The following is a 25,539-nucleotide window of genomic DNA, read 5'->3' on the forward strand; positions in this document are numbered from 1 at the left end:
GAACTTATAGGGAGCACGGAGAAAGGACCCGAAAGCCATGTGCCGGTGTGAGATGCGCTTTCCGCAGTCATTGGGGACAGACTTAAATGAGTAGTCGTTGTGGACGTTCTTGTTTGACTAGTCGTTTAAGAACGTCCATTACAGTCGAAATTGTCAGCCCGGGCCCGTCTCGGGCTACGATTGAGGCGCGCCCAGAACGGGCCGCCGACCGGGCGCCCGCGCACGGCCGAACGTCCCTGCCCCCGAGAGGGCCTGTTGGGTGCTGCCGGCGCGGGACGCGCCGCCCCCGACGGCTGATAGGAAAGTGCCGGGCAGGCGCCGCGGCTGGTAATGTGAGTGCCGAGGGGGAGGCCATCCGGTCGAACGACTACCGGAAGGATGCCACCGTGAAAGCGCCATCGACCAGGCCCGCGGCCGTGCTCGGCCTAGACGTCGGCAAGTCCTCCCACTGGGCCTGCCTGATCGACCGCGACGGGGAGGTGCTGTCCAGCGCCCCCGTCCGCAACAGGGAGGCCGAGCTCGACGCGCTGTTCGCCTCCGTGCCCGCCGGCACGCTCGTCGTGGTCGACCAGTTCCGCAACATAGGGTCCCTCGCCGTGAGGCGCGCCCGCGCCGCGGGGCTCGGGGTCGCCCACCTGCCCGGCCTCGCCGCCAGCCGCGCCGCAGGGCTGTTCGCCGGCGAGGCCAAGACCGACGAGCGCGACGCCGCGGTGATCGCGCGGACCGCCCTGGGCGTGCCGGACTCCCTGTCGGGGGTCCCGGGCCGCGGCGAGGCCCTCGAGGCCGCGCGCGCCCTCTCGTCGCAGCGCGACCACGTCGTCGCCTGCGCGACCAGGGACAAGAACCGCCTGCGCGCCGTGCTGCTCGAGTCCTGCCCGGCCCTCGAGGCCGCCGTCGACCTGTCGGACCGCCGGTGGCTGGAGCTGCTAGCCGGGTTCGGCGGGGCGTGGGGGATCGCCCGCTCGGGGGCCGAGGGGCCGCAGGCCGAGGCCGCCGGGGAGGCCGCAGCCGCCTCGACTGCGCCCCCGCCGGCGCTCATCGAGGCCGAGAACAGGCAGGTCAGGTTCCTGGCCGCCCGGATATCGGAGGCCCTCGACGAGGCCGGGGCCCTCGAGGCCGAGACGGCGGCGCTGCTCGAGGGCGACGAGACCTACGCGTGCCTGCTCACCGTGCCCGGCATCGGGCCGAGGACGGCGGCGCAGCTCGCGGTGTCGGTCGACATCGGGAGGTTCCCAGACCACGACCACCTGGCCTCGTACTGCGGCATCGCACCGAGGGTGAGAAGCTCCGGCACGTCGGTGAGGTCGGTCAGGGCGTCCAGGCGCGGCGACGCGAGGCTCAAGTCCCTGCTGATCTTCTCGTGCAACAGCCTGGTCAGGTCGTCGGGGCGCTACGGCGAGTACTACCGGGCCTGCAGGGCGCGGGGCATGGGCCACGGGCGGGCGCTCAAGGCCGTCGCGAGAAAGCGGCTCAGGGCGATATACGCCGTGATGCGCGACCGGGTGCCCTACCGGGAGCAGCCCCGACGGTTGACAAAACTATAGGAACACCCAATGACTAGGTGAATAGCAAAAGCCCCGCAGTCGGAGCGGACCGCGGGGCTCATGAAGAGAGGCTAGTTTGTGGGCGCTTTGCCTGGCGCCCACGGGAGAGGCAACGGAGTAGGGGCTACTCGTGGATGCGGGTACCGGAGAGGCCGGCCATGGTCTCGGCGGCCTTGTCCAGGGCGCCGATGATGCAGGTGCGGCCCTTGCGGGAGCGGGCGAACTTGATGGCGGCGCGGACCTTGGGCTCCATGGAACCCTTGCCGAACTGACCCTCGTCGGCCAGGCGCTCGGCCTCGTCGGCGGTGAGGTCCTCGAGCTCCTCCTGGTTGGGCTTGCCAAAGTTGATGGCGACGTGCTCGACGGCGGTCAGCAGGAACAGGACGTCGGCGTCGCAGTCCTCGGCCAGCAGCTCGCCGCCCAGGTCCTTGTCGATGACGGCGGGAACGCCCTTGTAGCAGCCCTTGTTCTCGTAGTCGCGGACGACGGGGATGCCGCCGCCACCGCAGGCGATGACGATGAACTCGTTGTCGAGCAGGTTGAGGATGGAGTCGGCCTCGACGATCTTCTTGGGATCGGGGGAGGCGACGACGCGACGCCAGCCGCGGCCGGAATCCTCGACGAAGACCTTGGAGGGATCCTCGGCCATGAACTCCTTGGCCTGCTCCTCGGTGTAGAAGGGGCCGATCGGCTTGGTCGGGTTCTTGAACGCGGGATCGTCGGGATCGCACTCGATCTGGGTGACGACGGTGGCGGCGTGCCAACGCTTGTAGCGCTTGTGCATCTCGCGGCCGATGCCCTGCTGCAGGTGATAGCCAATGTAGCCCTGGGACATGGCGCCGCACTCGGGCAGCGGCATCTCGGGGGTGCCGATGGCGTCGTGGGCGGCGGCGAAGGCGTTCTGGATCATGCCGACCTGCGGGCCGTTGCCGTGGGTGATGATGATCTCGTTGCCCTGCTCGATGAGGCCGAGGAGAGCGTGGGCGGTGTTGCTCACGGCCTCGATCTGCTCGACGGGGTTGTTGCCGAGGGCGTTGCCGCCGAGGGCGACGACAATACGATCGGGCTTGCCAAGAGGCTTAGACATTGCTGGAATCCTTTCTGTAAAAGGCCTACAACCCATTAATAACCCGCGTCCGTGCGATACGCGAGTTTATTAGGGTTTATATTCTCTTTATCGCTCATTTTATTCATTTTGGAAATACCTAAGCGGCGAACGGTCGATTTTACCCGCTCAGCGTAAAGAAGCCCAGTTCAGGTATATCTACGCCATTTACGTGCAACTTTATTTAAATAGAGCAGGGATTAGACCAGATTATGCAAACTATATCTTTGCTAAACACAAAACGGACAGCGCAATATCTTACTCGCACTATACGCGATTCTATACATTAATTTGACGAGTATGCATCCCTGCAAAAACATGGGGCTTTTCATCCAACATAAGGGATAGCCGATCGCGCTTCACCCCGCGGCAAGCGACTGCGAGTTCGCAGTATGGAACTTTACCGTCGGCTTCTGCATGAACGCTGCCGACGCCCTTTCGCTCCTGCGCGCCCAAGCAGCCGAGAACGCTAACGGCGCCACTGCCAACCTGGCCACCCTCAACAACGGCGCCGCCAGCCTTTTCGCAAAGTACCGTGCTGGCTCGCTGGCTTTGAGGCCTAAGCGAGCTTTGCTATTTGCCAATTTTTGTATGATTTGGGTCAAATCTATCTGCCGATTTTTGTATGATTAGGGTCAAATCTATTTGCCAATTTTTGTCATTGAGGGGTTTTAATGCTACGCCGTAAGGTCACTGACAGGCTTTTGAGCTGGAAGAACAAATCCAATAAAGCGTTGCTTGTTACTGGCGCGCGTCAGATTGGCAAGAGCTATGCAATTCGCGCGTTTGGAAAGAGCAACTACGCTTCGTATTATGAGGTCAATCTGCTACTCGATGCCGAGGCAAGAGACGTACTTGTTGGCGCTAAGAACTCCATTGACTTCATCAACCGTGTGGCCCTTCTTGCGGATGCACCGCTTGTTGAAGGAGACACGCTTATCTTCGTCGATGAGATTCAGGAGTATCCGCAGATCGTTACACTTATGAAGGCGCTGGTCGAGGACGGACGCTTTAGCTATGTCTTCTCGGGGTCTATGCTTGGGACTGAGTTTAAGGGGATCTCTTCTTTTCCGGTGGGGTATGTCGAGCACATTGTTATGCGACCGATGGATTTTGAAGAGTTCTGTTGGGCAAACAGCATCAGCGAGAATGTGCTTGCAGACATTCGCAGCTGCCTTGTCGAGAGACGTCCCGTCGAAAACTATATTCATGAGGCGATGCTCAAAAACTTTAGAGCCTATATCGTTTGCGGCGGCATGCCAGAGGTCGTTCAGAACTATATCGATTCGGGCTATTCGCTCGTGAGAACGCGTGAGCTTCAAATTCAGCTAGTCGATCAGTACAAAAGCGATATCTCTAAATATGCATCGACTCGAGCGTTTAACGTTCGCTCCATTTTCGAGCAAATTCCCGTTCAGCTTGAGGCGGAGTCCCATCGCTTTATCGTCTCGTCTCTAGGCGAGGGAGCTCGTCTTCAAAAATACGAGCAGGATTTCCTATGGCTGGTGAACGCAGGCGTTGGATTGATGGTCCCCCAGGTGACGGAGGCACGAAGTCCTCTCAAGAGGACGGAGAAAACGACAGCCTTTAAACTATACGAGTCCGATACAGGTATGCTCGCATCGCGGTATCCCGGCAGCACGGCACGCGCCGTCTACCTTGACATGAAAACCCCCAACCTCGGCGGCCTCTATGAGAACGTGGTCGCACAGGAACTCGTTGCCCTCGGAGCAGATACGTGGTACTACCAAACGCGTGAGGTCGGTGAAGTCGACTTTGTAATCGAAGGTGCCCTCGGGCATGTTGTCCCAATCGAAGTCAAATCGGGCAAGAAAGTTCGAGCACATGCAGCCCTCGACCGTTTGATGAGTGTGGGCGAGTACAAAATTCCCGAGGCCGTTGTGCTGAGCCACGAAAACCTTTGCAAAGAGGGCAAGATCCTTTACGTTCCAATCTATATGACATTCTGTCTCGATGAGTTTATGGAAAAGGACGACCCCAACAACGATTTCTCGTTTGCACCCATATCTCTCTAGGTCATCTGAGTCCGCAAGCCAGCCCCCACGCCCAAAGTACTGCGCCTTTCGCGCCAAAGGCGCGAAACAGCAAGGGGATAGAAGGCAGCGACAACCAACTCCCCCACTATGCCCAAAGTGCTGCGATGTTTCGCGCAAAGCGCGAAACAGCACTGGGGCAGCAGAAGGCCACAATCAGCTAGCCCTCCATGCCCAAAGTGGCGCGTGGTTTCGCGGCCACGCCGCGAAACAGCGACCGGGACAAGGCACCCCCACAGCCACGTCCTTCATTCAGCCCCACAATCCGAGGACGTAGTCGTAGCAGGATCTGAGGGCTAACCTTCGCGGACACTCCGCAGGACGAAAGAACCCCCGCCGCACGTAGTGCGCAGCGGGGGTTCTTTCATGTCCGAGGACGTCCGCGAAGGTCAGCCCTCAGATCCTGCGGTGGGAGACCTAGGCCTCGTTGTACACCGTCTTGAGCTTCAGCAGGTGAGCGTAGCGGTCCATGGCGGCCTGCTCGTTCTCCTTGAAGAGCTCCTCGGCACGCTCGGGGAAGGAACGCGTCAGCGAAGCGTAACGGGCCTCGTTCATCAGGAACTCCTGATAACCGCCCGCGGGCTCCTTGGAATCGAGCGAGAACTTCTTGCCGGCAGCAGCCTCGGGGTTGAAGCGGAAGAGGTTCCAGTAACCGCACTCGACAGCCTTCTTCATCTCGGCCTGGCAGTTCTGCATGCCGCCCTTCTTGATGGAGTGCATCTCGCAGGGGCTGTAGCCGATGATGAGGGACGGGCCGTCGTAGGCCTCGGCCTCGTGGATAGCCTTGAGGGTCTGAGCCGGGTTGGCGCCCATGGCGACCTGCGCCACGTAGACGTAGCCGTAGCTCATGGCAATCTCGGCCAGAGACTTCTTCTTGGTCACCTTACCGGCAGCGGCGAACTGAGCGACCTGGCCCAGGTTCGAGGCCTTGGAGGCCTGACCGCCGGTGTTGGAGTAAACCTCGGTGTCGAAGACGAAGACGTTGACATTGTGGCCGGAAGCCAGGACGTGGTCCAGGCCACCGAAGCCGATGTCGTAGGCCCAACCGTCGCCACCGAAGATCCAGAAGGACTTCTTGGTGAGGTAAGCCTTGTCGGCGAGGATCGCCTTGGAAGCGTCGCAGCCGCACTTCTCGAGCTCGGCAACGTAGGCAGCGGCAGCGGTCTTGGAAGCCTCGACATCGTTGACGGAGTCGATCCAAGCCTGGCCAGCGGCCTTGAGCTCGTCGGACGGACCGTCAGCGGCGATAATCTCCTGGGTGGCGGCGATCAGCTTGCGCTGAACGGCCTCGTAGCCAACGGCCATGCCCAGACCGTGCTCGGCATTGTCCTCGAACAGGGAGTTGTTCCACGCCGGGCCGTGACCGTCCTTGTCCTTGCAGTAAGGAGCGGTGGCAGCGGGGTTGCCCCAAATGGAGGAGCAGCCGGTGGCGTTGGAGATGAACATGCGGTCGCCGGCGACCTGGGTCACCAGACGTGCATAGGCGGTCTCGGCACAGCCGGCGCAGGAGCCCGAGAACTCCAGGTAGGGCTGCTTAAACTGGCTGCCCTTGACGTTGGCCGCGATGAGCTCCTTCTTCTCGGAGACGTTCTCGACCATGTAGTCCCAAACGGGCTGCTGGTCCATCTCCTGCTCGGTGGGAACCATCTCGAGGGCGCCCTTGGGGCAAACCTTGACGCAGTTGGTGCAGCCCATGCAGTCGAGCGGGGACACGGCCATGGTGAACTTCATGCCCTTGGCCTTGGGGCCCATGGCGTCAAGCGTGCGGGTAGCCTCGGGCGCGGCGGCAGCCTCGTCCTCGGTCATCGCGAACGGACGGATGGTGGCATGCGGACACACATAGGCGCACTGGTTGCACTGGATGCACTTGGTCTCGTCCCAGTGGGGAACGACCACGGCGACGCCGCGCTTCTCGTATGCGGAGGCGCCCAGCTCAAACTGGCCGTCGGCGCAATCGACGAAGGCGGAAACAGGCAGGCTGTCGCCGTCCATGCGATCGATGGGCTCGAGCAGGTTCTTGACCTGCTGGGCGATAGCGGACTTGGTCTCCTCGGAGAGCTCGACGGGAGCGGCATCCTCGGCGGTAGCCCAGTCGGCCGGAACCTCAAACTTACGGAAGGCGGTAGCGCCGGCATCGATGGCCTTGTGGTTGGCGTCGACGATAGCCTGGCCCTTCTTCATGTAGGACTTGGTAGCCGCGTCCTTCATGTACTGCAGGGCGTCCTCGGCGGGCAGGACCTTGGCCAGCGCGAAGAAGGCGGACTGGAGCACCGTGTTGGTGCGCTTGCCCATGCCGACCTTAGCGGCCAGGTCGATAGCGTCGATCAGGTAGACGTTGACATTGTTGTTCGCGATGTAGCGCTTGGCCACGGCGGGCATGTGCTCGGCGAACTCCTCGTCGCTCCACTGGCAGTTGACCAGGAAGGTGCCGCCCGGCTTGACGTCGCGGACCATCTTGAAGCCCTTAACGATGTAGCTGGGGTTGTGGCAAGCGACAAAGTCGGCCTTGGTCACGTAGTACGGCGAACGGATCGGAGAATCGCCAAAGCGCAGGTGCGAGACGGTGACGCCGCCGGTCTTCTTGGAGTCGTACTGGAAGTAGGCCTGGACGTACTTGTCGGTGTGGTCGCCGATGATCTTGATCGAGTTCTTGTTGGCGCCGACGGTACCGTCGCCACCCAGACCCCAGAACTTGCACTCGATGGTGCCGGGGGCTGCGGTGTTGGGCGTATCCTCGGCCTCGGGCAGGCTCAGGTTGGTCACGTCATCGACAATGCCGATGGTGAACTCGCGCTTGGGCTCGTCCTTCTTGAGCTCCTCGAAGACAGCGAACGCGGACGCGGGAGGCGTGTCCTTGCTGCCCAGGCCATAGCGGCCGCCGACGACCTTGATGCCCGTCTTGCCGGCCTCGTAGAGAGCGGAGACGACGTCCTGGTAGAGCGGCTCGCCGATGGAACCCGGCTCCTTGGTACGGTCCATGACGGCGATCTTCTGGACGGTCTCGGGGAGAACGTCGACAAAGTGCTTGATGGAGAACGGACGGAACAGGCGAACCTTGACCAGGCCGACCTTCTCGCCGTGAGCGTTGAGGTAGTCGATGACTTCCTCGAGCACGTCGCAGAAGGAGCCCATGCACACGACGACGCGGTCGGCATCGGGAGCGCCGTAGTAGTTGAACAGGCCGTAATCGGTGCCGAGCTTCTCGTTGATCTTCTTCATGTAGCCCTCGACGACGGCGGGAAGCTCGTCGTAGACCTTGTTGCAGGCCTCGCGGTTCTGGAAGAAGATGTCGCCGTTCTCGTGGCTACCGCGGGTATGCGGGTGCTCAGGGTTGAGCGCGTGATCGCGGAAAGCCTGGACGGCGTCCATGTCGCACATCTCGGCCAGATCCTTGTAGTCCCACATGGCGACCTTCTGGATCTCGTGGCTGGTGCGGAAGCCGTCGAAGAAGTTAAGGAACGGGGTCTTGCCCTCGATGGCGGCAAGGTGAGCCACCGGCGAGAGGTCCATGACCTCCTGGACGTTGCCCTCGGCGAGCATGGCGAAGCCGGTCTGACGACAAGCCATGACGTCGGAGTGATCGCCAAAAATGTTCAGGGCGTGGGAAGCGACGCAACGCGCGGAGACGTGGAAGACGCCCGGGAGCTGCTCGCCCGCGATCTTGTACATGTTCGGGATCATCAGGAGCAAACCCTGAGAAGCCGTGTAAGTGGTGGTCAGAGCACCGGCGCCCAGCGAACCGTGAACGGTACCGGCTGCACCTGCCTCGGACTCCATCTCGACGACCTTGACCGGGGTGCCAAAGATGTTCTTGCGACCCTGGGCCGCCCACTGGTCGACATGGTCGGCCATCGGGCTGGACGGCGTAATGGGATAGATTCCCGCTACCTCGGTGTACGCATACGAAACATATGCGGCCGCCTCGTTGCCGTCCATAGACTTAAACTTACGCGCCATATACCCCTCTCCTCTCATATAGGTATACAGGCCCCGGCGATCGCCGGGATGTTGGCGTGATGGGATTTACGCTGTTGCTTCCAATCATCTGGCAGGCAGGCTCAGCAGCAGGTACGTGGCGTGGAGAGAAGACATGCCGAGGCGAGGGGCAGCTGATGCGCCCCACAGACCCGACCGCCCGTCTTGCACATGACCGAGCGCCGCAAAGGCCGCATGCCGGATGCTCCCGGGCACGCCCCGGCGATGGGAAGCGCCCGCAACGGAAATCCGCATGCGGGTTTATTGTACCCCGCCGTTAAGTGTAATTTCGACAAATATAGGCGGGCGGTAAAGGTTTACCTCGGGTGACCGCCAAAGGCCAGAATGGTCCCTCCATCCCCGGACGACTGGCTCTGACGCGCCAAGGAGTGTCCCCAAGTACCGGCAGGAAAGGAACGTCCCTAACTGCCGGCTAGAGGGCGCCGAGCAGGATGGCGTAGGTGGTGGATTCGCCGAGTTTGAGCTCGTCGCCGGGGTTGAGCTGGGCGGAGCGGCCGGGCTCTACTTGAATACACACACTCGTGGCCCCGTTTACCACCACGGTGCCGTTAGTGGACGACAGGTCCTCGACAAACCATGCGCCAGACTCGTCGCACCAGATATGGGCATGGCGGGCCGAGACGTCGTCGGTGATGCCGCCCTCCCCCGTTGCCAGCGCGCCGATCTCAACGCCTTCCTCACTCGGCTGAATCCAGCGCGGGACGCTCACCACGTAGCCGTTTTGCACGCACAGCAGTCCCAGCGGATGCGCCGGCGCGACCTCGTGCTCGCCCGCGACCGAAGATGTGCTCAGCGAGCGCGGCGTCGACGTGTCGCCGCCACGGGTCGCATGAGCGCGGCGGCTCGCCCGACTTGGAACTAAGGCGGGCGTGAGAGCAAACGGCATAGGGAACGAATCTTGCGGATGTACTCCTCGACGTCAGGCAGGTAAGCCCCACGAAGTCACCGGGGAGGCCCAAGCGGCCCGGCACCACTTCCAGATTCTGACCAGGGCGAGTCGTTCGCCGGTGGCTGAAGGCTCGCTCCCACCCAAAAGGGGAGATTCGCGTTGTTCCCCAATCGCTCTCGCATCTTTCATTTTGCTCGAGGTGGGCTATAAAAACTTTCCTGGTGAAAGGCGGCGATTGGTTTCCTTTCTTTCTAGAGGAGCGCGCCTGTAATCTGTTTTCATCCTAAATCAAGTTAAGATCGGACCTTCCAGAGGCAAGTCGACTCAAACTGCGAGGCTCCATGTTGGAATAAAGAGCGCTGTCGAAGTGCCAACAACACAAAGCTTGCCAGTCTCAAATAGAACCTTTTGGGAGTCCGATTGGGCCGCACACCGAATCCCCGCTGGTGGTTTTTTATAGCTGCGCAACAATAAACAAGGTTAGTGCCAGTCCAGCATGAAATTGAGGAACGTATGCATTTTTTCTCAGTAAGTGATCGTCGTTACTGCTTCGATGAGGTCACTCGCAATTGCTTTCAGGTTGACCAAGCATCAGAAGATGCGCTTCGCATATTTGAAGCATCGGGAAGAACGGTCAACTCGAAGTTGCTAACAAAGTCACTTGCTGCGAAAGGCTACGACCAAACGACCATAGCAGAACTTGAAGACGACATTGATGAGTATCAACGATTGTCTGAGCGGACTTTCTTAACAAAAGACACGCCTCGAAAACTTAGATCCATCGAACTCCACGTTTCACATGCATGCAACCTTGGTTGTAGTTACTGTTTTGCCGGTAAAGGAGATTATGGAACGTCTCCTCTGCTGATGACAGACGAGATAGCCTTCAAGGCGGTCGACTACCTCGTCGCAAGTTCATCGGAAAACGAAACGCTTGCGATCGTCTTTTTTGGTGGGGAACCCATGATTAACGAGCCGCTGATATGGAAAACGGTCGACTATTCAAAAAGAATATACCCCAATAGAAACTTTACCTATTCTATTACGACCAACGGAACGCTTTTGAATGACACTGCTGTGAATTCTTTCAAGGAGCACGGGTTTTCTGTTCTGATTAGTCTCGATGGTACAGGATGCAAGCACGATGCATCGCGCCCGTATAAGACGGGAGGCGGCTCTTTCTCCGATATCGACAAAAACGTTCGTCGTTTTTCCGAGTCGTTCCCCTTCGGCGCAAGAGCGACCTTAACAAATAATAACTGTAACCTTGTTGAAGACTATCTTCAGTTTAAAGAGATGGGCTTCAGAAGGATTTACTTCTCGCCCGTGAGCTCATTCGATGAGAATATCAAACTCGACGAACACTCATTACACAAAATCAGGGCGGGCCTAATAGATTTGGCGGATCAATATCTCAAACAGATTGATCAAGGGGAAAAGCCCTTGTTTAGAACATTGAAAACTGCAGTTGATTTGATTATGAGCAACAGGATCGCCTTTGTCGGATGCGGGGCTGGCAGGCGTTTTATTTCCGTGACTCCCGAAGGGGACGTATACCCCTGTCACAGGTTTGTCGGGATGATGCGATTCAAAATGGGCAACATCGTCACCGGAATTGACGAAACTAGGTATATTGAAAACTGGAGTCAGGGTGTCGAAAAAAGAATTGACTGTACGGACTGTTGGGCTCGGTCTTTCTGTGGTGGGGGCTGTAGCTGGGAGGCTGCAGACGAGCACGGCTACTTGCCCAAGAGTCTACACCCTGCATCATGTGAATATAGAAAAATGTGCTACGAGATGGCTTTTGACCTTATTTCCCGCCACTCATCTTCGCAGGAGAAAAATCAACGAGAAGCTACTGTATCGGAATAAGCGGTTCAGCGCATTGCTGTCACCATTGTGGAGGTGTTCGTTCTTCTGATTACCGTCTGCGAAGCTTATTGCTACATTCGCCGAAACCATTCTAGAAATATGGTGAACTAGACATCTTGGTTTGTTATACACAATATTGAGGTTTTTCTGCACTCAAAGGGAGGTAGTCGTGAAGCATATTCATCCGATTAATCCAGGAAGTGGCGGCGAGGCAGGCGTGAAGCCGATGTCTTTTGACTGCCTCTTGGGCATTACTGACATCTGTACTGTTTATGATAAAGCAGATGGCTGTGGTGCATACGATTACTGCGACTATGACATGGATGGCGGCAGCATCTGCGTTGTAGATCACTGTGGCATTGATCAAACGTAGTCTCTAATTGGATTAAGGTGAGGAGCTGTTATGAAGCATATCCATCCTGTTGGTTCAAATGAACATCCTCCCGTTGAGCCTTGTTGTCTTGGAGTTGATATATGCAATTTTTACGACATCGCCGAGTGCCCTGTTGCGGATTGGTGCTATGTCGATAAAGAATCAAGCTGTGTTTTGCCAGCAGATTGGTGCGATCCAGTTGACGAGTAGTTTTGTGGCTAGGAACTATTTGGTCCAATTCAGAATAAGATGGGAACAAATACCAAAATCTCGTGTCTGGGAGGAGTTATGCCATTATTGCAAGGTCTCGTTGGATTAGCCTTTATACTTGCGTTATATCTGGCACCTTTTTTAATTCTATTCTTCATTATCCGACTCTTTCTTCGGAGAAAATAGGAGTGTCACGCAAACATTAGCGTAGCTTTCTTCCAATATGAGCCGAGCATTGGCAAGTGGAATAAGAAGCCCGACCGTTCGCCACATGAAAGTGATCGGACGGGCTTCTCTATTTAACCCGGGCCGCCACCCATAGCGGCTTTCCAAGCGTATTCTCAGTGCAAAGCAATCGTCAGTTTAATCCTATGCGCTGATACCGCATTTCATTTGTTCGGCTCGAATTCTACGGCCTGGCAACCCTCGCACTCTCCGGCAAATGGATTGAACGCGAAGGCAGAGATGATGTGTGCGTGGACATCGAGGCTGCTGTAGGCAACATACTGGGACATGGACCCCCGCTGCGCGTGGTATGCGGCCCGGCATATTCATTGCCGTCCAACCCCGTGTAGTTGCAGCAAAGGGTGGAACCTCAATGCTCAGCCCATGTTGTCCGTGGGACACGAGAATCGTAAGTACACTTTGGTGCGATTCTCACGCTGATACTGAGCCACCTGGAATAAGATACGTCGCGACAACACTTCGCTTCACCTCTGTCTCGACAAGATGACGTAGACTAAAGTCTCCTTTAGTAAGAGAACGAGAACCATATCTGAAAGCGTTGCGATGGCGTGAAGGCACCGAGTCCGAACCGCCTGAATGCTACGTGCATCTGCATCGCCTTTTTGTTATCTCTGCCAGTTGGGTAGCACTACACTTGTCATCATTTACCCTGGTACATGCTGCCTAAATCCACTACCCCTTCTACCGCGCCGACCATCTCGTCATCGTGAGAGACAACGATGATCAGCTGGCTTTGCTTGTTGCGCTTAACATAGGCCGCAAGCTCGGCGCGGCTTACAGCGTCTAACCCAGTCGTGGGCTCGTCGAGTACCAAAACTGACGACTTGCGTGAAATCGCCGACCATAAGTACACTCGGCGCAGCTCACCGCCCGAAAGCGCGGAGCAACGTTTCCCGAGCAACTCCTTCACGCTGTTTTCCAGCGAAAGTAGGCCATCTACACCCCGGTGATAGGAAGAAAAGGGCGTGTCGAAATACTCTAACAGCTCTTTCACCGTTTCGTCCGGCGCGAAGCACGACTGTGGGCAGCACGATATCTCTCTCGCACGTATGTAATCCAAGTCGCATTCTTCGATTGGCACGCCGTTGTATTTTACTTTGCCTTTCGATGAGTATAGCCCGAGCATCAAGTAAAGAAGTGACGTCTTGCCTCTTCCGTTTTCCCCAACTATGCAATATGTACCAGGACCGGAAAACTTGAAAGAAAACCCGCCGAGGACCTCTCGGACAGATCCGTCTGGAAGGGCAACCGAGAATTCCAAATCAGATACCGAAATGTCATTTATTTCATCGAGTTTAGCTAAATCGGTCCGATTCCACCCCGATCTCTCCTTTTCTCTCGTCGCGATAGCCGTCCTATCCCATGATGCTTTGGCATCTTGATAGGATTTGAACAATGACATCATACTTTTCAAAGTCTTAAAGAGAACCGCGAAGTATGTACCGATGATAGTGTACTCGCCTATTGACATAGTTCCGTTAATGATTCGTACTCCGGAAACAACAAGTATCACCGCTTGAAACAACGCTGCGAAAAGACCATCGAGCGATGTCAGAGAATATGATAGCTTTCCGGAGCGCAAAACTTTGGGAAAATAGCTCTTAAACCCAGCGTCGAGCGCTTGTTCGCTCTTGCCGTACGAAGATGTCAGTTGAATGTTGAGAATCTGATTAAGCTGCGATGCAATTGCGGCGTAAAAGGCGCTGTCCGCCTCTTTCTTCTCATACGTGACCCTATACAAAAGTTTCCTCAACCCAGTAATTACACAGAAATACACGATGAGGAGAATGATGGAAAACACCGCGAGAGTTGAATCAATTGACCATATGATAAGCAATACGATGGGAATGGCTACAATGGACAGCGGCGCACTGATAAAATTCGCCAAAACGAAGGATGAGACCACGCTGGAGTCGGAAATAATCCGTTGCGTTGTATAGGCTGGATCGATGGTCCGACTCACCAAGTAATCGTCTCTTTCAAAACGCAAGACGGCCTCCCTGAGAAGATCAAAGGAAAGTCTCGTGGTTATGCGAATGGAAAGTGTTCCTGCAAAATAAGTAAAGAGGGTGGAGAAAACTCCTATTGACGCAACCAGGAGCGCGAAGAGTACGGCGTCTCTTTCGCTGCGGTTACCGAGAAGAAAATCTAAGAATTTCCCGTTCACGTATGGCATGGCATAGGAGAGAGCGGTTCCAATCACCGTGATAGCAATGAAGACGAAAGCCCCTTTTGCTCTGATGAACCTCGAGAGAACGCATCGAATCAAGGAAGGCCCCAATCTACCCGCCACAAAACATCAATCACTGATACCTTACACCTCAACACAACAGGAGCGAAGATTTGCCAATGAGACTGCTTTAAGATTGCCTTGGGCCAATACGATCTCAAGCTCTTCCTACAAGAGAGTCGGAATCGGACATCTCCTCCGACGAACCTGGCAATCGGGCGGTTGAAATATCTTTTTCAACCGCCCGATTGCCACAATAGATTTGAGCATCCGCCCACAAACGTCCGCGTTTTATACCCATCAAATCCTTTGCCTTTTGTCGTCTAGACTAGAAAAATCGCTCGAAATAACGCAACCGGCCTGCTCGCTTGAAGAAACCTAAGCCCGTAACGTAGATGTGCAAACTTCCGAAACGCCTTGCGCGGCATAGTGCGTATAAACTTCGTCAACCGCCTCAGAAATATCTGAGTATCGCGCCGGGTCAAAAGCATACGATGTCGCAGCTATACCCTGCACCCATTCGGAACGCGGATTAATTGAATAGCCACATAGCATCATCATACATGCATCTAGACCTGATTTCCCAAGTATCCGACGTATTGATGAGAGCATCGCGGGTCGCCCCTGCACCATCGTCGTCACCCCTATTAGCAGTATTTACCGTTTTTCTCTAAATGCGTATCGCCACCCTTAAGAATACGAAGTGTTTTATCCAGACCCGATTGTCCTCCATCTCAAACGAAGGGATAAGGAATCTCATCCGGAATCGGCAGTAACGGAGGATTCACAACGACAAGCGAAAAACATGAGTCATCTCTCAGAGGGGAGTAAAGGCTCCCCTCAAGCACCCTAGTTTCGTCATCCAAAGAGTTGATGGCAGTGTTTTTCTTACAAAGGTCGACAACAAAAGGGTTGATTTCTACAGATGTTACATCCATGCCACAGTTGGTAAGTATCAGGCCCTGTATTCTGGGGCCAGAACACAAATCGAGAGCCTTCCGTGCGCTCTGCGGTGTAAGGCGCCAATCTCAGCAAATCTGTCCCACAATACTGCGCTGAAGAACAAGACGGAACCCCTGAGCCAAACTCCCCTATACCTTATTAAGGCTAAGACAGGCAAGTTCACGCACCCGGCATATTCCAGAATAACATCCTATTGTTTTAGATGCTCTACAAGCATGAACAGCCGCGAATCGGAAAGATCTTCTAGTTTCGCCCCGACTGACCGCCAAGGGCCAAAATGGCCCCTCCATCCCCGGGCGACTGGCTCTGGCGCGCCGAGGAGTGTCCCCAAGTGCCGGCAGAAAAGAAACGTCCCTATCTGCCGGCTAGAGGGCACCGAAGAGAATGGCGTAGGTAGTGGATTCGCCGAGCTTGAGCTCGTCGCCGGGATTGAGTTGGGCGGAACGGCCGGGCTCGACCTGAATGCAGACGCGCGTGGCCCCGTTTACCACCACGGTTCCGTTGGTGGACGACAAGTCCTCGACGTGCCAGATATTTTGAGCATCGCACCAGATATGGGCATGGCGGGCCGAGACATCGTCGCCGACGTCGGTAATATCGCCCTCACCAGTGGCCAGTGCGCCAATCTCAACACCCTGCTCACTCGGCTGAATCCAGCGCGGGGCGCTCACGACAAAACTGTTTTGCACGCGCAGCAAGCCCAAGGGGTGCGCCGGGGCGGGTTCGCGTTCGCCCGCGGTCATCGACATGCCAAGCGAACGCGGCGTGGATGTTCCTCCGTCACAGGTCGCGTGCGCGTAGTCGATGGCATAGTTCACCGAGGACCGCACATCCGCCGAACAGCCGACAGCGACAAACAGCACCAGCACGGCCTCGGCGCGCTCGGCGGGCATGAGTTCCGCCGCCTGGGACAGGCGATCGAGCGCGTTGCGATAGAGATTCGTGTCCTGGTGGCACTCTTCGAGCGCGCGTACCATCGGTTCACCTGCAGGACCGCACACCATATTGATCACAGCCGTGGAGTCCATGGGATTGCGCTGGCGCAGGGCCAGTTGCGACATAATACGCGCAGCCGAGGTACCGTATTCGGCAAAGTAGCGCTGCTGAAGCGTGCCGACCGGCGCGCGAACGATAAAGCGGGAAACCCAAGAGCGATCGGCGGCTCGGCTCTGCGGGCTGCGGCCGTCGGCGAGCGGACGGGACGAAAGCACCAAGCCGCACAGCTCGATATGGCTCAGATGCGCTGCGCGCTTAAAGATGTCAAACATGGCCCCGCATGGGGCGAGCTCAACTTGAGATGCCATGACCTAGGCCTCCTTGGTCGTAGAAATAGAATCGGACGATACTTCGACAGGTCCGCCAAAAGTACGGACAGCTGCGGCTCCACCGGCAAGCGGAGTCGCCATCTGGGCTTTTGTGCGTCGCGGTGCCGAAACGGGAAGTTCAAAGGCAAAGCCCATCGCAAGCAAAAACCACGTAAGCGTATAGGTTGCAACCAGAGCGGCAACAAGGCCGCCCATCACGGCGCGTTGGGAAAATACGCTACATGCAGCCACAACCAGCACCGGAACCTCGCAGGCAGAAAGCGCAAGCACACCCTGCAGGAAGCCCGAGCGCCGATCGCGCGCAAGTGCCCCCGCGGCAACGCCGGCTATGCCTGGCAGCGCCAACGCCAGTGCGGCAATAATACCCGGTAGCGACCCAGACCACACGAGCGATCCCAAAGTCGCCGTCACGCGAGCGCCCGACGCCAGCAGCGCGGCCGAAACCACGACCACAGCCCAAACCACGCCACAGACGACCGTCGCGCCGACCATCAGCGCGCGACGAACCGCGCGGCCAGACGCATCCATGGGGCACGGCGTGAGCGGCTCGCCGCGAAGCGAACGACCGACATTTTGCGCATAGTGGTCACAAAACGCCGAGAGCGCCGCCTCGACCGCCGCCGGCTCGGGACGATCTTTTTGATGGCTGGACAGACAGGCCATCACCACGTCGAACAGCTGGGCATCGACAAACGCCAGCGCATCGCGTAGCTCTTCGGAATCCGGCTCAAGCCCTAGCTGCTGGGCCTGCTCGGCCGCGGCGAGCGCCACATCGGGCTCACGACGAAGCAGCTGAGTCAAATCACAACCGGGCGCATGGGCACCAATGGGATAGTCGGGCCGCGTGTCCATCTTGAGACGGTAGGGGCTCGCGATGTCGCGCGTCTTTTTGCGCGAACCCGAGGTGCCCGAAGTGCTCGGCGCGGCTTCGTATGGCGCGACGCCGGCAATGAGCTCGTAAACCGTGCTTGCCGCGGCATAGACGCCAATCGCCGGCGACATACGCAAAGCGCGCAGATCGGGAATATCGTCGGTGAGCATCTCGGGTGGGGCATAGGCAACCGTCGCGCGACGCAGCGTGGCATAGCGCTCCGTAAACGACGCCTTGCCGCCGGTACCGGCCACGGCCGACGCAGGATCGAGCGCCAGCGACGAGCCAAAGTCGATCAGGCACAGGTCAAAGGTGCCCTCGGCAAGCTGCCGGTCAAGCGGTAAACGCGCCGTACGCACCATAATATTAGCGGGCGAGATATCGCGATGGACAAAGCCCTCCCCCACCAGGCTCATGCGGCAGAGCAAGTCGAACAGGTCGCGCCCCAAGCGCGCCGCCACAAGCGGCGATAGGCGGCCGGCATCGTCCACGGCAAAGCGCGAGCGCAAGCGGGCGAGCGTCTCGCCCTCGACCCATTCCATGACAATTGCAGGCACACCGTCAACCTCGCCCCAGCCATAGAGGCGGGGAAAGCCCTTAAGGCCCGAAAGGGCGCGATGGCATTCATATTCCTCGCGAAATGCCGCTTTGAACTTGGCGACCAGCGCCTCATGGGCGGCATCGTCGTCAAACTCATCGCGCGTCGGCAAGATGAGCTGTTTGAGTGCTACGGCCTCGCCTTGGGCGTTGACGGCACGCGTCACGCGGCCGATACCGCCACGGCGCATGGTGGCATCGTCGGCAAACAGTATCGTAAAACGACGCAGATAGGCAGGCAGTTCGTCCTGACCGAGCGCAATGGCCGGCTCAAACCCGTCGACACGCGCCAGGCGCAGGCCGACCATGGGATCGCGACCGAGCGATTGTGGTGTGGTGGATGCAAGATCGGTCATCATAGGGCAAGCGCCGCCACGTTATTGTTGAAGTTACCGAGCGCGACGTCATCATCGCCGTAATGGCCGACCCATTGACATAGGTTGGTGTAACAGCCCCACAGATTGGCATACTGCTGATACCACTTTGACCGGGGCGAGAATGTCTGACGACCGAACTCGGCTCGAATGACAAACATCTCCCCGACCAAGCTGTCGCACGGCCTGGGATCTCCCGTAGAGTTATAGGTCGAGACCACGTCATTGGCACGAGAAACATAGCCGTCGAGCATGTTGTACTTGGTCACAAGCCAACTGTGAATGCTCTCTTCCTCAGCAGCGGAAAGGCCACCGGAGTTTGCATCGTTGTCAGCGTTGCCGCCCGTCGAGCCGCCGTTTCCAGACCCTCCGGCAGAGGAACCCGACCCAGAGCCGCCGCCCGAACTCGACGAATCCGAGCCGGAGCCAGAAGTATCCGAGCTACCGGGCTTTCCGGACTGCTGGGCGTCCTGCTCCTTCTGCCGCTCGACCTTATTCACCGTTGCCGCCACGCTATTGTTGGACAACCGATCGATGATCTTGGTGTTGGTGAGCACGATGGTTTTGCCATTGGCAAGCGTGACTTCGTTGTCCGGGGCCTCGGCGCCGTCCGCGTCGTCGGCGCCAAACACAATATGCGCGACCACACTTGCCCAAGCATATCCAGTCGTGGTGCCCAGATCACTTTTGACCTCATGCCCTACGCGCGGTTCGCATGCGGCATGTGCCTGTATCATGGACGGCACGGTCATGCCATAGGCAGAAACGCCAGCTATGACCAGCACCAGCGAGCACGACAGCAGCGCGTACGCCCGAGGCGCCAAGCCCAGTCGGCGTCGCATGCGCACCGCGGCGCCGCGCTTTGTCTGAGTGCCACCGGGCCGCATGCGTTCTCCTCCAACAAAAACACGCCGCTCGGGAGCGGCGCATTCATTCGAATCCATATTTGAGTGTATCAGCGAACCCAAAAGGTTGCGCAACGAATGGGCAAATTAAGGATGCGAGTGGAAGCATCCATGCGATAAGCGGATACAAAGCATCTTTGTTGCACAACAAACTTACAGTCGCACGGGGAAATTATGACTACCCCGTGCGTCGCGAGGAAAACATACGGCAGGAGCAGGCTCGCCACCTAAATCGTGCGACGGGCCTCGATGGCGCGCCCAAGCGTAAGCTCGTCGGCATACTCCAGGTCGCCGCCCACGGGCAGGCCGCTCGCCAGACGCGACACCTCAACGCCCAGCGGCTTGATAGTGCGAGCCAGGTAGCTCGCCGTGGTCTCGCCCTCAATATTGGGGTTGGTGGCGATGATGACCTCGTGGATGTCCTCGTGGCCCAAGCGTGCCAGCAGCTCGCGAATGTGCAGCTGCTCGGGGCCAATCTTGTCCATGGGACTGATCACGCCGCCCAGCACATGGTACAGGCCATGGTAGCTGCCCGTGCGCTCGATTGCCTGGACGTCGCGCGGCTCGCCCACCACGCAAATGCGAGTGGTGTCGCGCATCGAATCCTGGCAGATGGAGCACTCGTCGGCCGTGGCGTAGTTAAAGCAGCGGCTGCAAAAGTGAACCTCCTGCTTAACCTCCAGGATGGCCTCGGCCAGGCGGCGCGCCTCCTCGGCGTCAGCCTCCAACAGGTAATAGGCGATGCGCTGAGCCGACTTAGGGCCAATGCCCGGCAGGCGACCCAGCTCATCGAGCAATTTTTGCAGGCTATGGTTGGCACTCATATATATGCGCGTCTTAGAACGGCATGCCCGGGATGTTGAGGCCGCCGGTGATGGCGCCCATCTGCTTGTTGGCGAGCTCGTTGACGCCGCGAACGGCCTCGTTGACGGCAGCCATAATCATGTCCTGCAGCATATCGACGTCCTCGGGATCGAGGGCATCGGGATCGATGGTGAGGTTGACGAGTTCCATCTCGCCGTTAACGGTCACCTTGACCATACCGCCGCCGGCAGAGGCATCGACGGTCTGGGACTTGAGGTTCTCCTGCGCGGCGGCAAGCTGCTCCTGCATCTTGCGGGCCTGCTTCATCATCTGCTGCATGTTCATACCGGCCATGACGGCTCCTTTACGTGCGGCCGCACGCCGAGCTGCAAGGGCAGCCGGAGCACGGCGGGACTTTCAAACTCAAAAATCGTACCACGGCGCGGGGCAAGCAAGCGGGGCGGACACGCTACCTCAGTCGATATACATGTCCTGGAGTGCAAACCGCACCCAAAGATTATGCGAAGTTGAATAATTCGCATCTGCATAATATTGAAAGCTAAATCTTGTAGAGCCGGAATCCGACATTTTCTGCATCCAGCTAGATAACAAAATGCCGAACCGCTGCTCGAGGCGGCGCTCATGATGGCAGGGTATAATTTGATTGTCACAGACAGCAATTTGGAGGTGCCCCCATGAATGCCCCCGACGCGCTCCAAAACATCCGCTCAAAACACCCCGTTGCATATGTGGTTCTCTATCTCTTTGTCGGCTGGGCATTACTGGTTGTCATCACCCATGCTATAGCCTTTGGAGCAGAACTGCTGATAACCAGCTCGGACCAGCCCACCGTCAAATGGGAAGCGACCGATGAGTGCACCGACGGAACCCGAACCATTTACTACAACAGCCCGTCCCTCTACCAGGAGTTCAAGGTCAAGATAGAGGACGCCAAGATTGTCGATGCCGAGCCAGGCGCTTATTTGGCAATCGGAGCAACCGTCAACGCCGAACAAGTCGAGTACACGGACAGCCATGCGACGTATCGCATCGACCTCAGCATCCTAGGCCGACCGTCACGTACCTGTCTGCTCGAATGCGAAATACGCGGCACCACACTACACATGTCCGAAATACAAATGCGCCCGGATAAAAAGCCCCTAAAGAGCTAGGGGTCCTAAGCCCAGCAAGCGATTCTCAACAGTAAAACGACAGCCCACCGGTTGTTTCTTTCCAGCGTTTGCAAATCAGCGCATGGTTAGATGAAACAAACTGCATGATATCGCGTAAATCCCGAGCAGGAATATCGCCCTTGTTATGGGCCAGCTTGCATCCGCCGGAGCGGGTAAGCCATATCCTGGTTGCCTCGGCAGTGGGGTGCTTGACCGCAACGTAAACATGGACAGGTTCGCCGTTCTCCCCCGTCCAGAAGAAGATGATGTACGGCCCGAGTCGAAACAGACTAGGCATAGACTCGTCCGCCTTCGTAGGCAAAACGCAGGATGAGCGGGGCATTGTTGCGCACGAAATCATCGAGTTCTTTGAGGTTCGCTTCGCTAAAGCCCTCGTGTGACACCCAATTGAATGCCGGCAAGATACACTCCGCCGTGTCAAAACCCCAATCGCGCGGGCGCTCCACAACGACCTTCACCGTGTTGTCCTCACGGACTTCGGAATACGAAACTTGCGTATCGTCCTCAAGGCGGACATATTCCCACATCATAAGCTCGCTCCGTTCAAAGACGTCTCTTCTTGAGCAGTATACCCGCCTGTACAGCTACTCCACCGGTTTGAAGATGGTGGACTGACCGAAGACGCTGCGGATGAGGGCTTTGGCCTCGTCCTCGGTCTGCGGGATGCTTGGGGCTGCGCCCTGATGGCCGAAGGGACTGCCCGCGCCGGGGTTGGACTCCCAGGGAGCTGCAGGAGCGTCCTCCTCTTTGGGGGCAGTTGCGGCGGGCTTGGGCGCGGACGCCGTGGCCGGCGCGTCGAACGGAGGCAGATCGTCCCCGCCCGCATCGGCGGCAAAACCGGCGACCATGGCATCGTCGTAGGGCACCTGCTCGGATTCCCACGGCGCAGACTGCGCGGACGGCTGAGCCTTGGGACCGGACGCGCGCTCGGGCGCGCGGGGCGCAGGCTCAGTCGGGAGCTTGCCCGTGGCGGGAGCGCCGGCAGGGTTGTCCGAGCGCAGCCAGGGGGCCTTGCCCAGGTCGGATGACTTGGGCGCAGGCGCAGCGGCAGGCTTGGGCGCGGGGACCGAAGCAGCCGATTTGGCCGCGGCTGGCTTAGGCGCCGACGGGGTCGATGCCGCTACCGGTGCCGCTTGCTGCTGCGGCGCGCTGGCGCTCGAGGATACAGGGGCCGCCGAGGACACGGGCTGCGGGTCCGCAGATGCCGCAGCCCGTGCAGATGGAGAATGCTCCTCATGTTGAGGAGCCGGCGTGCCACCTCCATCCAGGACGTAGTCGACGGTGCGACGACCGAAGACCGCGCAGACCGTCGGCAGGACCACCGATTGCGTGTCAGCGCGGCCGAGCATCTTGATGGCAAAGGTCGAGCCCGCGGGGAACGAGACCGTGAGCTTGGAGCCGTCGTCGGCCGTGGCGCGGGCGTTGAGCAAAAGCCCTGCGTAGGAAGCCTGACGCGCCTTAACACGCTCGACAACCTCGGCCCATTTGCGCTGCAGCTCTCCGGCATCCTCGACCGCGGGCGTCTCGGCAGCACCGGCGGCAGCAACCTGGGCGGCGGTGTTGGGCTGGGGCTTAGGTGCCGGAGCGGTGGCAGGCGCGGGGGCCGCAACGGGCTGAGGCGTCGGAGCCGGCGCAGACTGAGGTGCAGACGCTGCAGGCTTGGAAGCCGACACGGACGCAGAACGGGGCGCAGGCTGAGCCGCCGGAGCGGCAGCACCACGGTCCCAAGGCATACCGCCCTGGCGCGCGGACGTATCAGCGGGGGTAGCAGATGCCGCCGGAGCGGCAGCTCGGGCACCCGAGATAAGCGTCGGCTGCTGGGCGGCAGCGGGTACGGATGCTGCAGGCGCGGCGGCCTGAGCAGCAGCCACGCTCGCCGGCACCGCGGCATTGGCAACCATGGCCTCCAGGCGTGCCACGCGCTCGGCCAATGCCTCAATCGTTATATCAGCCTCGGGACGTGCCAGGCGCGTGCAGGCGATCTCGAGCACCAGGCGCACATCGCTCGCGCCCCTCATCTCCAGTGCGGCATCGTCGAGCACTGTCAGCACACGGGCCAGGCGGTCGGCAGGATGCTCGCCAAAGGCAGCGGCCTCGGCAGCAAGCGCCTCGGCCTGCTCGGAGCCGCCCTCAAACAGCTCGGCGCGGGCACCGGCAACGCAGGCAACGTACACGTCACGCACATGCGCCACCAGGTCGCGCGTCAGCTCCAGCAGGTCGTTTCCTTCCTCGACCTGCACGCGAATCAGTCCATAGAGCTCGGCAACATCGCGATCGGCAATGGCGCGGGAAAACTCGCCCAGAATCTGGTCCGAAACCTCGCCTAAAAGCGAGCGGGCGTCGTCCGCATGCACAGAACCGTTGCCAAAGACGCTCAGCTGCTCCAGCGTGGACAACGCGTCGCGCATGCCGCCCTTTGCATGGCGCGCCACGATAGCCAGCGCCTCGTCGTCGTAATCGAAGCCCTCCTGCTCGCACACGTATGCCAGGCGATGCTCAATATCCTCGTTGCCGATGCGATGGAAATCGAAACGCTGGCAGCGCGAGAGGATGGTCTCCAGAATCTTTTGCGGGTCGGTGGTGCACAGCACAAAGATCACGTGTGCCGGCGGCTCCTCGAGCGTCTTGAGCAGCGCGTTGAACGCCGCCGTCGTGAGCATGTGGACCTCGTCGATGATATAGATCTTGTACTTGCCGCGCACCGGGGCAAAGTTGACGGAGTTGATGATCTCCTCGCGCACGTTGTCCACGCCGGTACGGCTTGCGGCATCGAGCTCGTAGACATCCGGGTGGTTGCCCTCGGCAATGAGCTCGCACTCCTCACAGGTACCGTCGGGCATGCAGCCGCTTGCACCCTCGGCGCGCGCCACCTCGGCATTGCGGCACAGCAGCGCCTTGGCCAGAATGCGCGCCATGGTGGTCTTGCCCGTGCCGCGCGGTCCGCAGAACAGGTAGGCGTGGGACAGGCGCCCCTCGGTGATGGCGTGCTCGAGCGTCGAGACGATATGCTGCTGGCCCACCACGGAGTCGAAGGTGAGCGGGCGATACTTTCGGTACAACGATTCCATGGGTGCTCCCCCGGGTATACTGAGTCTTGTTGCCGCGACGGCCATGCGGTCGCACGGCATACTGCATTCCATAATAACCCGTACGGCGAGCCCGCCGCGATAGGAGTCCAAAGAGCATGGCAGACGCAGAGAGCAACCTCGTTCCCTCCGAAGCAGCCGACCAGGTCGAGGTCGCGCTCGAGGCGCAGGCAGCAGCCGACGACGGCATCCTGTACCTCAACGAGTACCAGTACGAAAACGACCTCGTCACCGACTTCGCCCGCCTGGTTGCCTCGCCCAGGCGTCGCGGCTCGCTGTATGTCGCCGCGGCAATTGCCGCGCTCATCGGCATCGGCATGCTGGTGGCCGGCGGCAACTGGATCAAGTTCGGCGTCGTGCTGATCGTGTTCGGCGCCTTTTTGGCCTGGTGGAGCAAGAACCTCCACCACACGCTTGCCCGCGACTTTATCGATGCCGTCGAGGCCGACAAGTCCATGGGCGGCCGCTACCGCCGCGTCGCCGCCAACGAGAACGGTCTGATGGTCTGGGGCAAGAGCGGCAAGTCGCAGTTCTTCCCGTTTGAGAAGCTCGACCACGTACTCGACGGCGAGCGCATCTTTGTGGCCATGTTCGCCGACCAGGGCGTGACGATCCCCAAGGACACCTTTGTTCGCGGCGATGCCGAGCAGTTTGGCACCTTCCTCAAGGCGCGCATCAACAAAAAACTCCGCATTGAGACCAAACGCAAGAAGATGAAAGCCGAGAAGGCCACCGCCGAGGCCAAGCAGGGCGACAAGCCCCAGGAGACCAAAGGCAAGCAGCGCAAGCAGAAGAAGAACAAGAAGAAGCGCTAAGGCCAAACCAGACAGGCAGCCTCGCATCCCGCTATCCTCCCCATGCACCCGAGCGTGCTACACTAGCAGCATCTATGCCACCGCGAA

Annotated in this window: 19 protein-coding genes and 1 pseudogene; 7 read left to right on the plus strand and 13 right to left on the minus strand. The window is 58.8% G+C overall.

What is annotated here, in order from left to right; all coding sequences use genetic code 11:
* The first annotated feature begins 386 nt into the window (after positions 1–386).
* On the plus strand, positions 387–1,544 hold the full coding sequence (locus I2G43_RS04615; protein ID WP_195535269.1) for an IS110 family transposase: 1,158 nt from the start codon (positions 387–389) through the stop codon (positions 1,542–1,544).
* 124 nt (positions 1,545–1,668) lie between these two features.
* On the opposite strand, the gene arcC is transcribed toward I2G43_RS04615, so the two are convergent.
* Positions 1,669–2,631 (minus strand): carbamate kinase, encoded by a 963-nt coding sequence (arcC, locus tag I2G43_RS04620; protein WP_006235166.1) that lies wholly within the window; start codon positions 2,629–2,631, stop codon positions 1,669–1,671.
* Positions 2,632–3,323: 692 nt separating this feature from the next.
* Here arcC and I2G43_RS04625 point away from each other — a divergent pair.
* Positions 3,324–4,685 (plus strand): ATP-binding protein, encoded by a 1,362-nt coding sequence (locus tag I2G43_RS04625; RefSeq protein ID WP_195535270.1) that lies wholly within the window; start codon positions 3,324–3,326, stop codon positions 4,683–4,685.
* Positions 4,686–5,120: 435 nt separating this feature from the next.
* On the opposite strand, the gene nifJ is transcribed toward I2G43_RS04625, so the two are convergent.
* Together nifJ and I2G43_RS04635 are read right to left on the minus strand one after the other, a co-directional pair.
* Positions 5,121–8,660 (minus strand): pyruvate:ferredoxin (flavodoxin) oxidoreductase, encoded by a 3,540-nt coding sequence (nifJ, locus tag I2G43_RS04630; RefSeq protein ID WP_195535271.1) that lies wholly within the window; start codon positions 8,658–8,660, stop codon positions 5,121–5,123.
* A 451-nt stretch (positions 8,661–9,111) separates the two neighbouring features.
* Positions 9,112–9,585, minus strand: a complete 474-nt coding sequence (locus I2G43_RS04635) for an FHA domain-containing protein (RefSeq protein ID WP_055285289.1) — start codon at positions 9,583–9,585, stop codon at positions 9,112–9,114.
* Positions 9,586–10,101: 516 nt separating this feature from the next.
* Here I2G43_RS04635 and I2G43_RS04640 point away from each other — a divergent pair.
* The 3 genes from I2G43_RS04640 to I2G43_RS04650 all read left to right on the plus strand — a co-directional run bounded on the left by I2G43_RS04640 (position 10,102) and on the right by I2G43_RS04650 (position 12,043).
* Positions 10,102–11,460, plus strand: coding sequence for a radical SAM/SPASM domain-containing protein (locus I2G43_RS04640; RefSeq protein ID WP_195535272.1), 1,359 nt, complete (start codon positions 10,102–10,104; stop codon positions 11,458–11,460).
* A 169-nt stretch (positions 11,461–11,629) separates the two neighbouring features.
* Positions 11,630–11,833 carry a hypothetical protein gene (locus tag I2G43_RS04645; RefSeq protein ID WP_195535273.1) on the plus strand — a complete coding sequence of 68 codons (204 nt, stop codon included), beginning with the start codon at positions 11,630–11,632 and terminating at the stop codon, positions 11,831–11,833.
* A gap of 30 nt (positions 11,834–11,863) precedes the next feature.
* Positions 11,864–12,043 carry a hypothetical protein gene (locus I2G43_RS04650; RefSeq protein WP_147324165.1) on the plus strand — a complete coding sequence of 60 codons (180 nt, stop codon included), beginning with the start codon at positions 11,864–11,866 and terminating at the stop codon, positions 12,041–12,043.
* 886 nt (positions 12,044–12,929) lie between these two features.
* On the opposite strand, the gene I2G43_RS04655 is transcribed toward I2G43_RS04650, so the two are convergent.
* The 7 genes and pseudogenes from I2G43_RS04655 to I2G43_RS04685 form a co-directional block, all read right to left on the minus strand.
* The gene (locus I2G43_RS04655; RefSeq protein ID WP_117564924.1) at positions 12,930–14,558 is read right to left on the minus strand and encodes an ABC transporter ATP-binding protein; all 1,629 of its coding nucleotides are present in this window, start codon (positions 14,556–14,558) and stop codon (positions 12,930–12,932) included.
* A gap of 695 nt (positions 14,559–15,253) precedes the next feature.
* Positions 15,254–15,520: pseudogene (locus tag I2G43_RS10710) on the minus strand (methyltransferase); the annotation flags it as partial.
* Between the two features lie 327 nt (positions 15,521–15,847).
* Positions 15,848–16,786, minus strand: coding sequence for an FHA domain-containing protein (locus I2G43_RS04665; protein ID WP_195535274.1), 939 nt, complete (start codon positions 16,784–16,786; stop codon positions 15,848–15,850).
* A 3-nt stretch (positions 16,787–16,789) separates the two neighbouring features.
* Positions 16,790–18,634 carry a serine/threonine protein kinase gene (locus I2G43_RS04670; RefSeq protein WP_195535275.1) on the minus strand — a complete coding sequence of 615 codons (1,845 nt, stop codon included), beginning with the start codon at positions 18,632–18,634 and terminating at the stop codon, positions 16,790–16,792.
* Complete coding sequence (locus I2G43_RS04675; RefSeq protein WP_171025237.1) at positions 18,631–19,536, minus strand: hypothetical protein; 906 nt, start codon at positions 19,534–19,536, stop codon at positions 18,631–18,633. The genes I2G43_RS04670 and I2G43_RS04675 overlap by 4 nt, the downstream gene beginning before the upstream one ends.
* A gap of 245 nt (positions 19,537–19,781) precedes the next feature.
* A complete protein-coding gene (recR, locus tag I2G43_RS04680) occupies positions 19,782–20,378 on the minus strand; it encodes a recombination mediator RecR (RefSeq protein ID WP_089573257.1) in 597 nt (198 codons plus the stop codon).
* Between the two features lie 13 nt (positions 20,379–20,391).
* Positions 20,392–20,712, minus strand: coding sequence for a YbaB/EbfC family nucleoid-associated protein (locus I2G43_RS04685; protein WP_006235174.1), 321 nt, complete (start codon positions 20,710–20,712; stop codon positions 20,392–20,394).
* A gap of 341 nt (positions 20,713–21,053) precedes the next feature.
* Between I2G43_RS04685 and I2G43_RS04690 the strand changes: the two genes are divergently transcribed.
* Positions 21,054–21,530: a hypothetical protein gene (locus I2G43_RS04690; RefSeq protein ID WP_195535276.1), complete on the plus strand. Its 477-nt coding sequence runs from the start codon at positions 21,054–21,056 to the stop codon at positions 21,528–21,530.
* 25 nt (positions 21,531–21,555) lie between these two features.
* On the opposite strand, the gene I2G43_RS04695 is transcribed toward I2G43_RS04690, so the two are convergent.
* The 3 genes from I2G43_RS04695 to dnaX are packed head-to-tail and all read right to left on the minus strand — an operon-like array spanning position 21,556 to position 24,619.
* A complete protein-coding gene (locus I2G43_RS04695) occupies positions 21,556–21,828 on the minus strand; it encodes a DUF4160 domain-containing protein (protein ID WP_118258667.1) in 273 nt (90 codons plus the stop codon).
* On the minus strand, positions 21,821–22,081 hold the full coding sequence (locus I2G43_RS04700) for a hypothetical protein (RefSeq protein WP_117638144.1): 261 nt from the start codon (positions 22,079–22,081) through the stop codon (positions 21,821–21,823). Before I2G43_RS04700 ends, I2G43_RS04695 begins: the two co-directional genes overlap by 8 nt.
* Before the next feature lie 54 nt (positions 22,082–22,135).
* The gene (gene dnaX, locus I2G43_RS04705; protein ID WP_195535277.1) at positions 22,136–24,619 is read right to left on the minus strand and encodes a DNA polymerase III subunit gamma/tau; all 2,484 of its coding nucleotides are present in this window, start codon (positions 24,617–24,619) and stop codon (positions 22,136–22,138) included.
* 116 nt (positions 24,620–24,735) lie between these two features.
* Between dnaX and I2G43_RS04710 the strand changes: the two genes are divergently transcribed.
* Complete coding sequence (locus tag I2G43_RS04710) at positions 24,736–25,452, plus strand: hypothetical protein (protein ID WP_195535278.1); 717 nt, start codon at positions 24,736–24,738, stop codon at positions 25,450–25,452.
* The last annotated feature ends 87 nt before the right edge of the window (positions 25,453–25,539 follow it).

Origin of the sequence: Collinsella aerofaciens, from assembly GCF_015557435.1 — a bacterium.
Taxonomy (GTDB): Bacteria; Actinomycetota; Coriobacteriia; order Coriobacteriales; family Coriobacteriaceae; genus Collinsella; species Collinsella aerofaciens_Z.

What these genes read in the sequence shown, in the direction of transcription:
- dnaX (WP_195535277.1), bottom strand. Translation starts at nt 24,619, where the DNA reads ATGGAATCGTTGTACCGAAAGTATCGCCCGCTCACCTTCGACTCCGTG.
- I2G43_RS04695 (WP_118258667.1), bottom strand. Translation starts at nt 21,828, where the DNA reads ATGCCTAGTCTGTTTCGACTCGGGCCGTACATCATCTTCTTCTGGACG.
- I2G43_RS04685 (WP_006235174.1), bottom strand. Translation starts at nt 20,712, where the DNA reads ATGGCCGGTATGAACATGCAGCAGATGATGAAGCAGGCCCGCAAGATG.
- nifJ (WP_195535271.1), bottom strand. Translation starts at nt 8,660, where the DNA reads ATGGCGCGTAAGTTTAAGTCTATGGACGGCAACGAGGCGGCCGCATAT.
- I2G43_RS04690 (WP_195535276.1), top strand. Translation starts at nt 21,054, where the DNA reads ATGAATGCCCCCGACGCGCTCCAAAACATCCGCTCAAAACACCCCGTT.
- I2G43_RS04700 (WP_117638144.1), bottom strand. Translation starts at nt 22,081, where the DNA reads ATGATGTGGGAATATGTCCGCCTTGAGGACGATACGCAAGTTTCGTAT.
- I2G43_RS04675 (WP_171025237.1), bottom strand. Translation starts at nt 19,536, where the DNA reads ATGCGGCCCGGTGGCACTCAGACAAAGCGCGGCGCCGCGGTGCGCATG.
- recR (WP_089573257.1), bottom strand. Translation starts at nt 20,378, where the DNA reads ATGAGTGCCAACCATAGCCTGCAAAAATTGCTCGATGAGCTGGGTCGC.
- arcC (WP_006235166.1), bottom strand. Translation starts at nt 2,631, where the DNA reads ATGTCTAAGCCTCTTGGCAAGCCCGATCGTATTGTCGTCGCCCTCGGC.
- I2G43_RS04625 (WP_195535270.1), top strand. Translation starts at nt 3,324, where the DNA reads ATGCTACGCCGTAAGGTCACTGACAGGCTTTTGAGCTGGAAGAACAAA.
- I2G43_RS04710 (WP_195535278.1), top strand. Translation starts at nt 24,736, where the DNA reads ATGGCAGACGCAGAGAGCAACCTCGTTCCCTCCGAAGCAGCCGACCAG.
- I2G43_RS04650 (WP_147324165.1), top strand. Translation starts at nt 11,864, where the DNA reads ATGAAGCATATCCATCCTGTTGGTTCAAATGAACATCCTCCCGTTGAG.
- I2G43_RS04640 (WP_195535272.1), top strand. Translation starts at nt 10,102, where the DNA reads ATGCATTTTTTCTCAGTAAGTGATCGTCGTTACTGCTTCGATGAGGTC.
- I2G43_RS04665 (WP_195535274.1), bottom strand. Translation starts at nt 16,786, where the DNA reads ATGGCATCTCAAGTTGAGCTCGCCCCATGCGGGGCCATGTTTGACATC.
- I2G43_RS04670 (WP_195535275.1), bottom strand. Translation starts at nt 18,634, where the DNA reads ATGATGACCGATCTTGCATCCACCACACCACAATCGCTCGGTCGCGAT.
- I2G43_RS04635 (WP_055285289.1), bottom strand. Translation starts at nt 9,585, where the DNA reads ATGCCGTTTGCTCTCACGCCCGCCTTAGTTCCAAGTCGGGCGAGCCGC.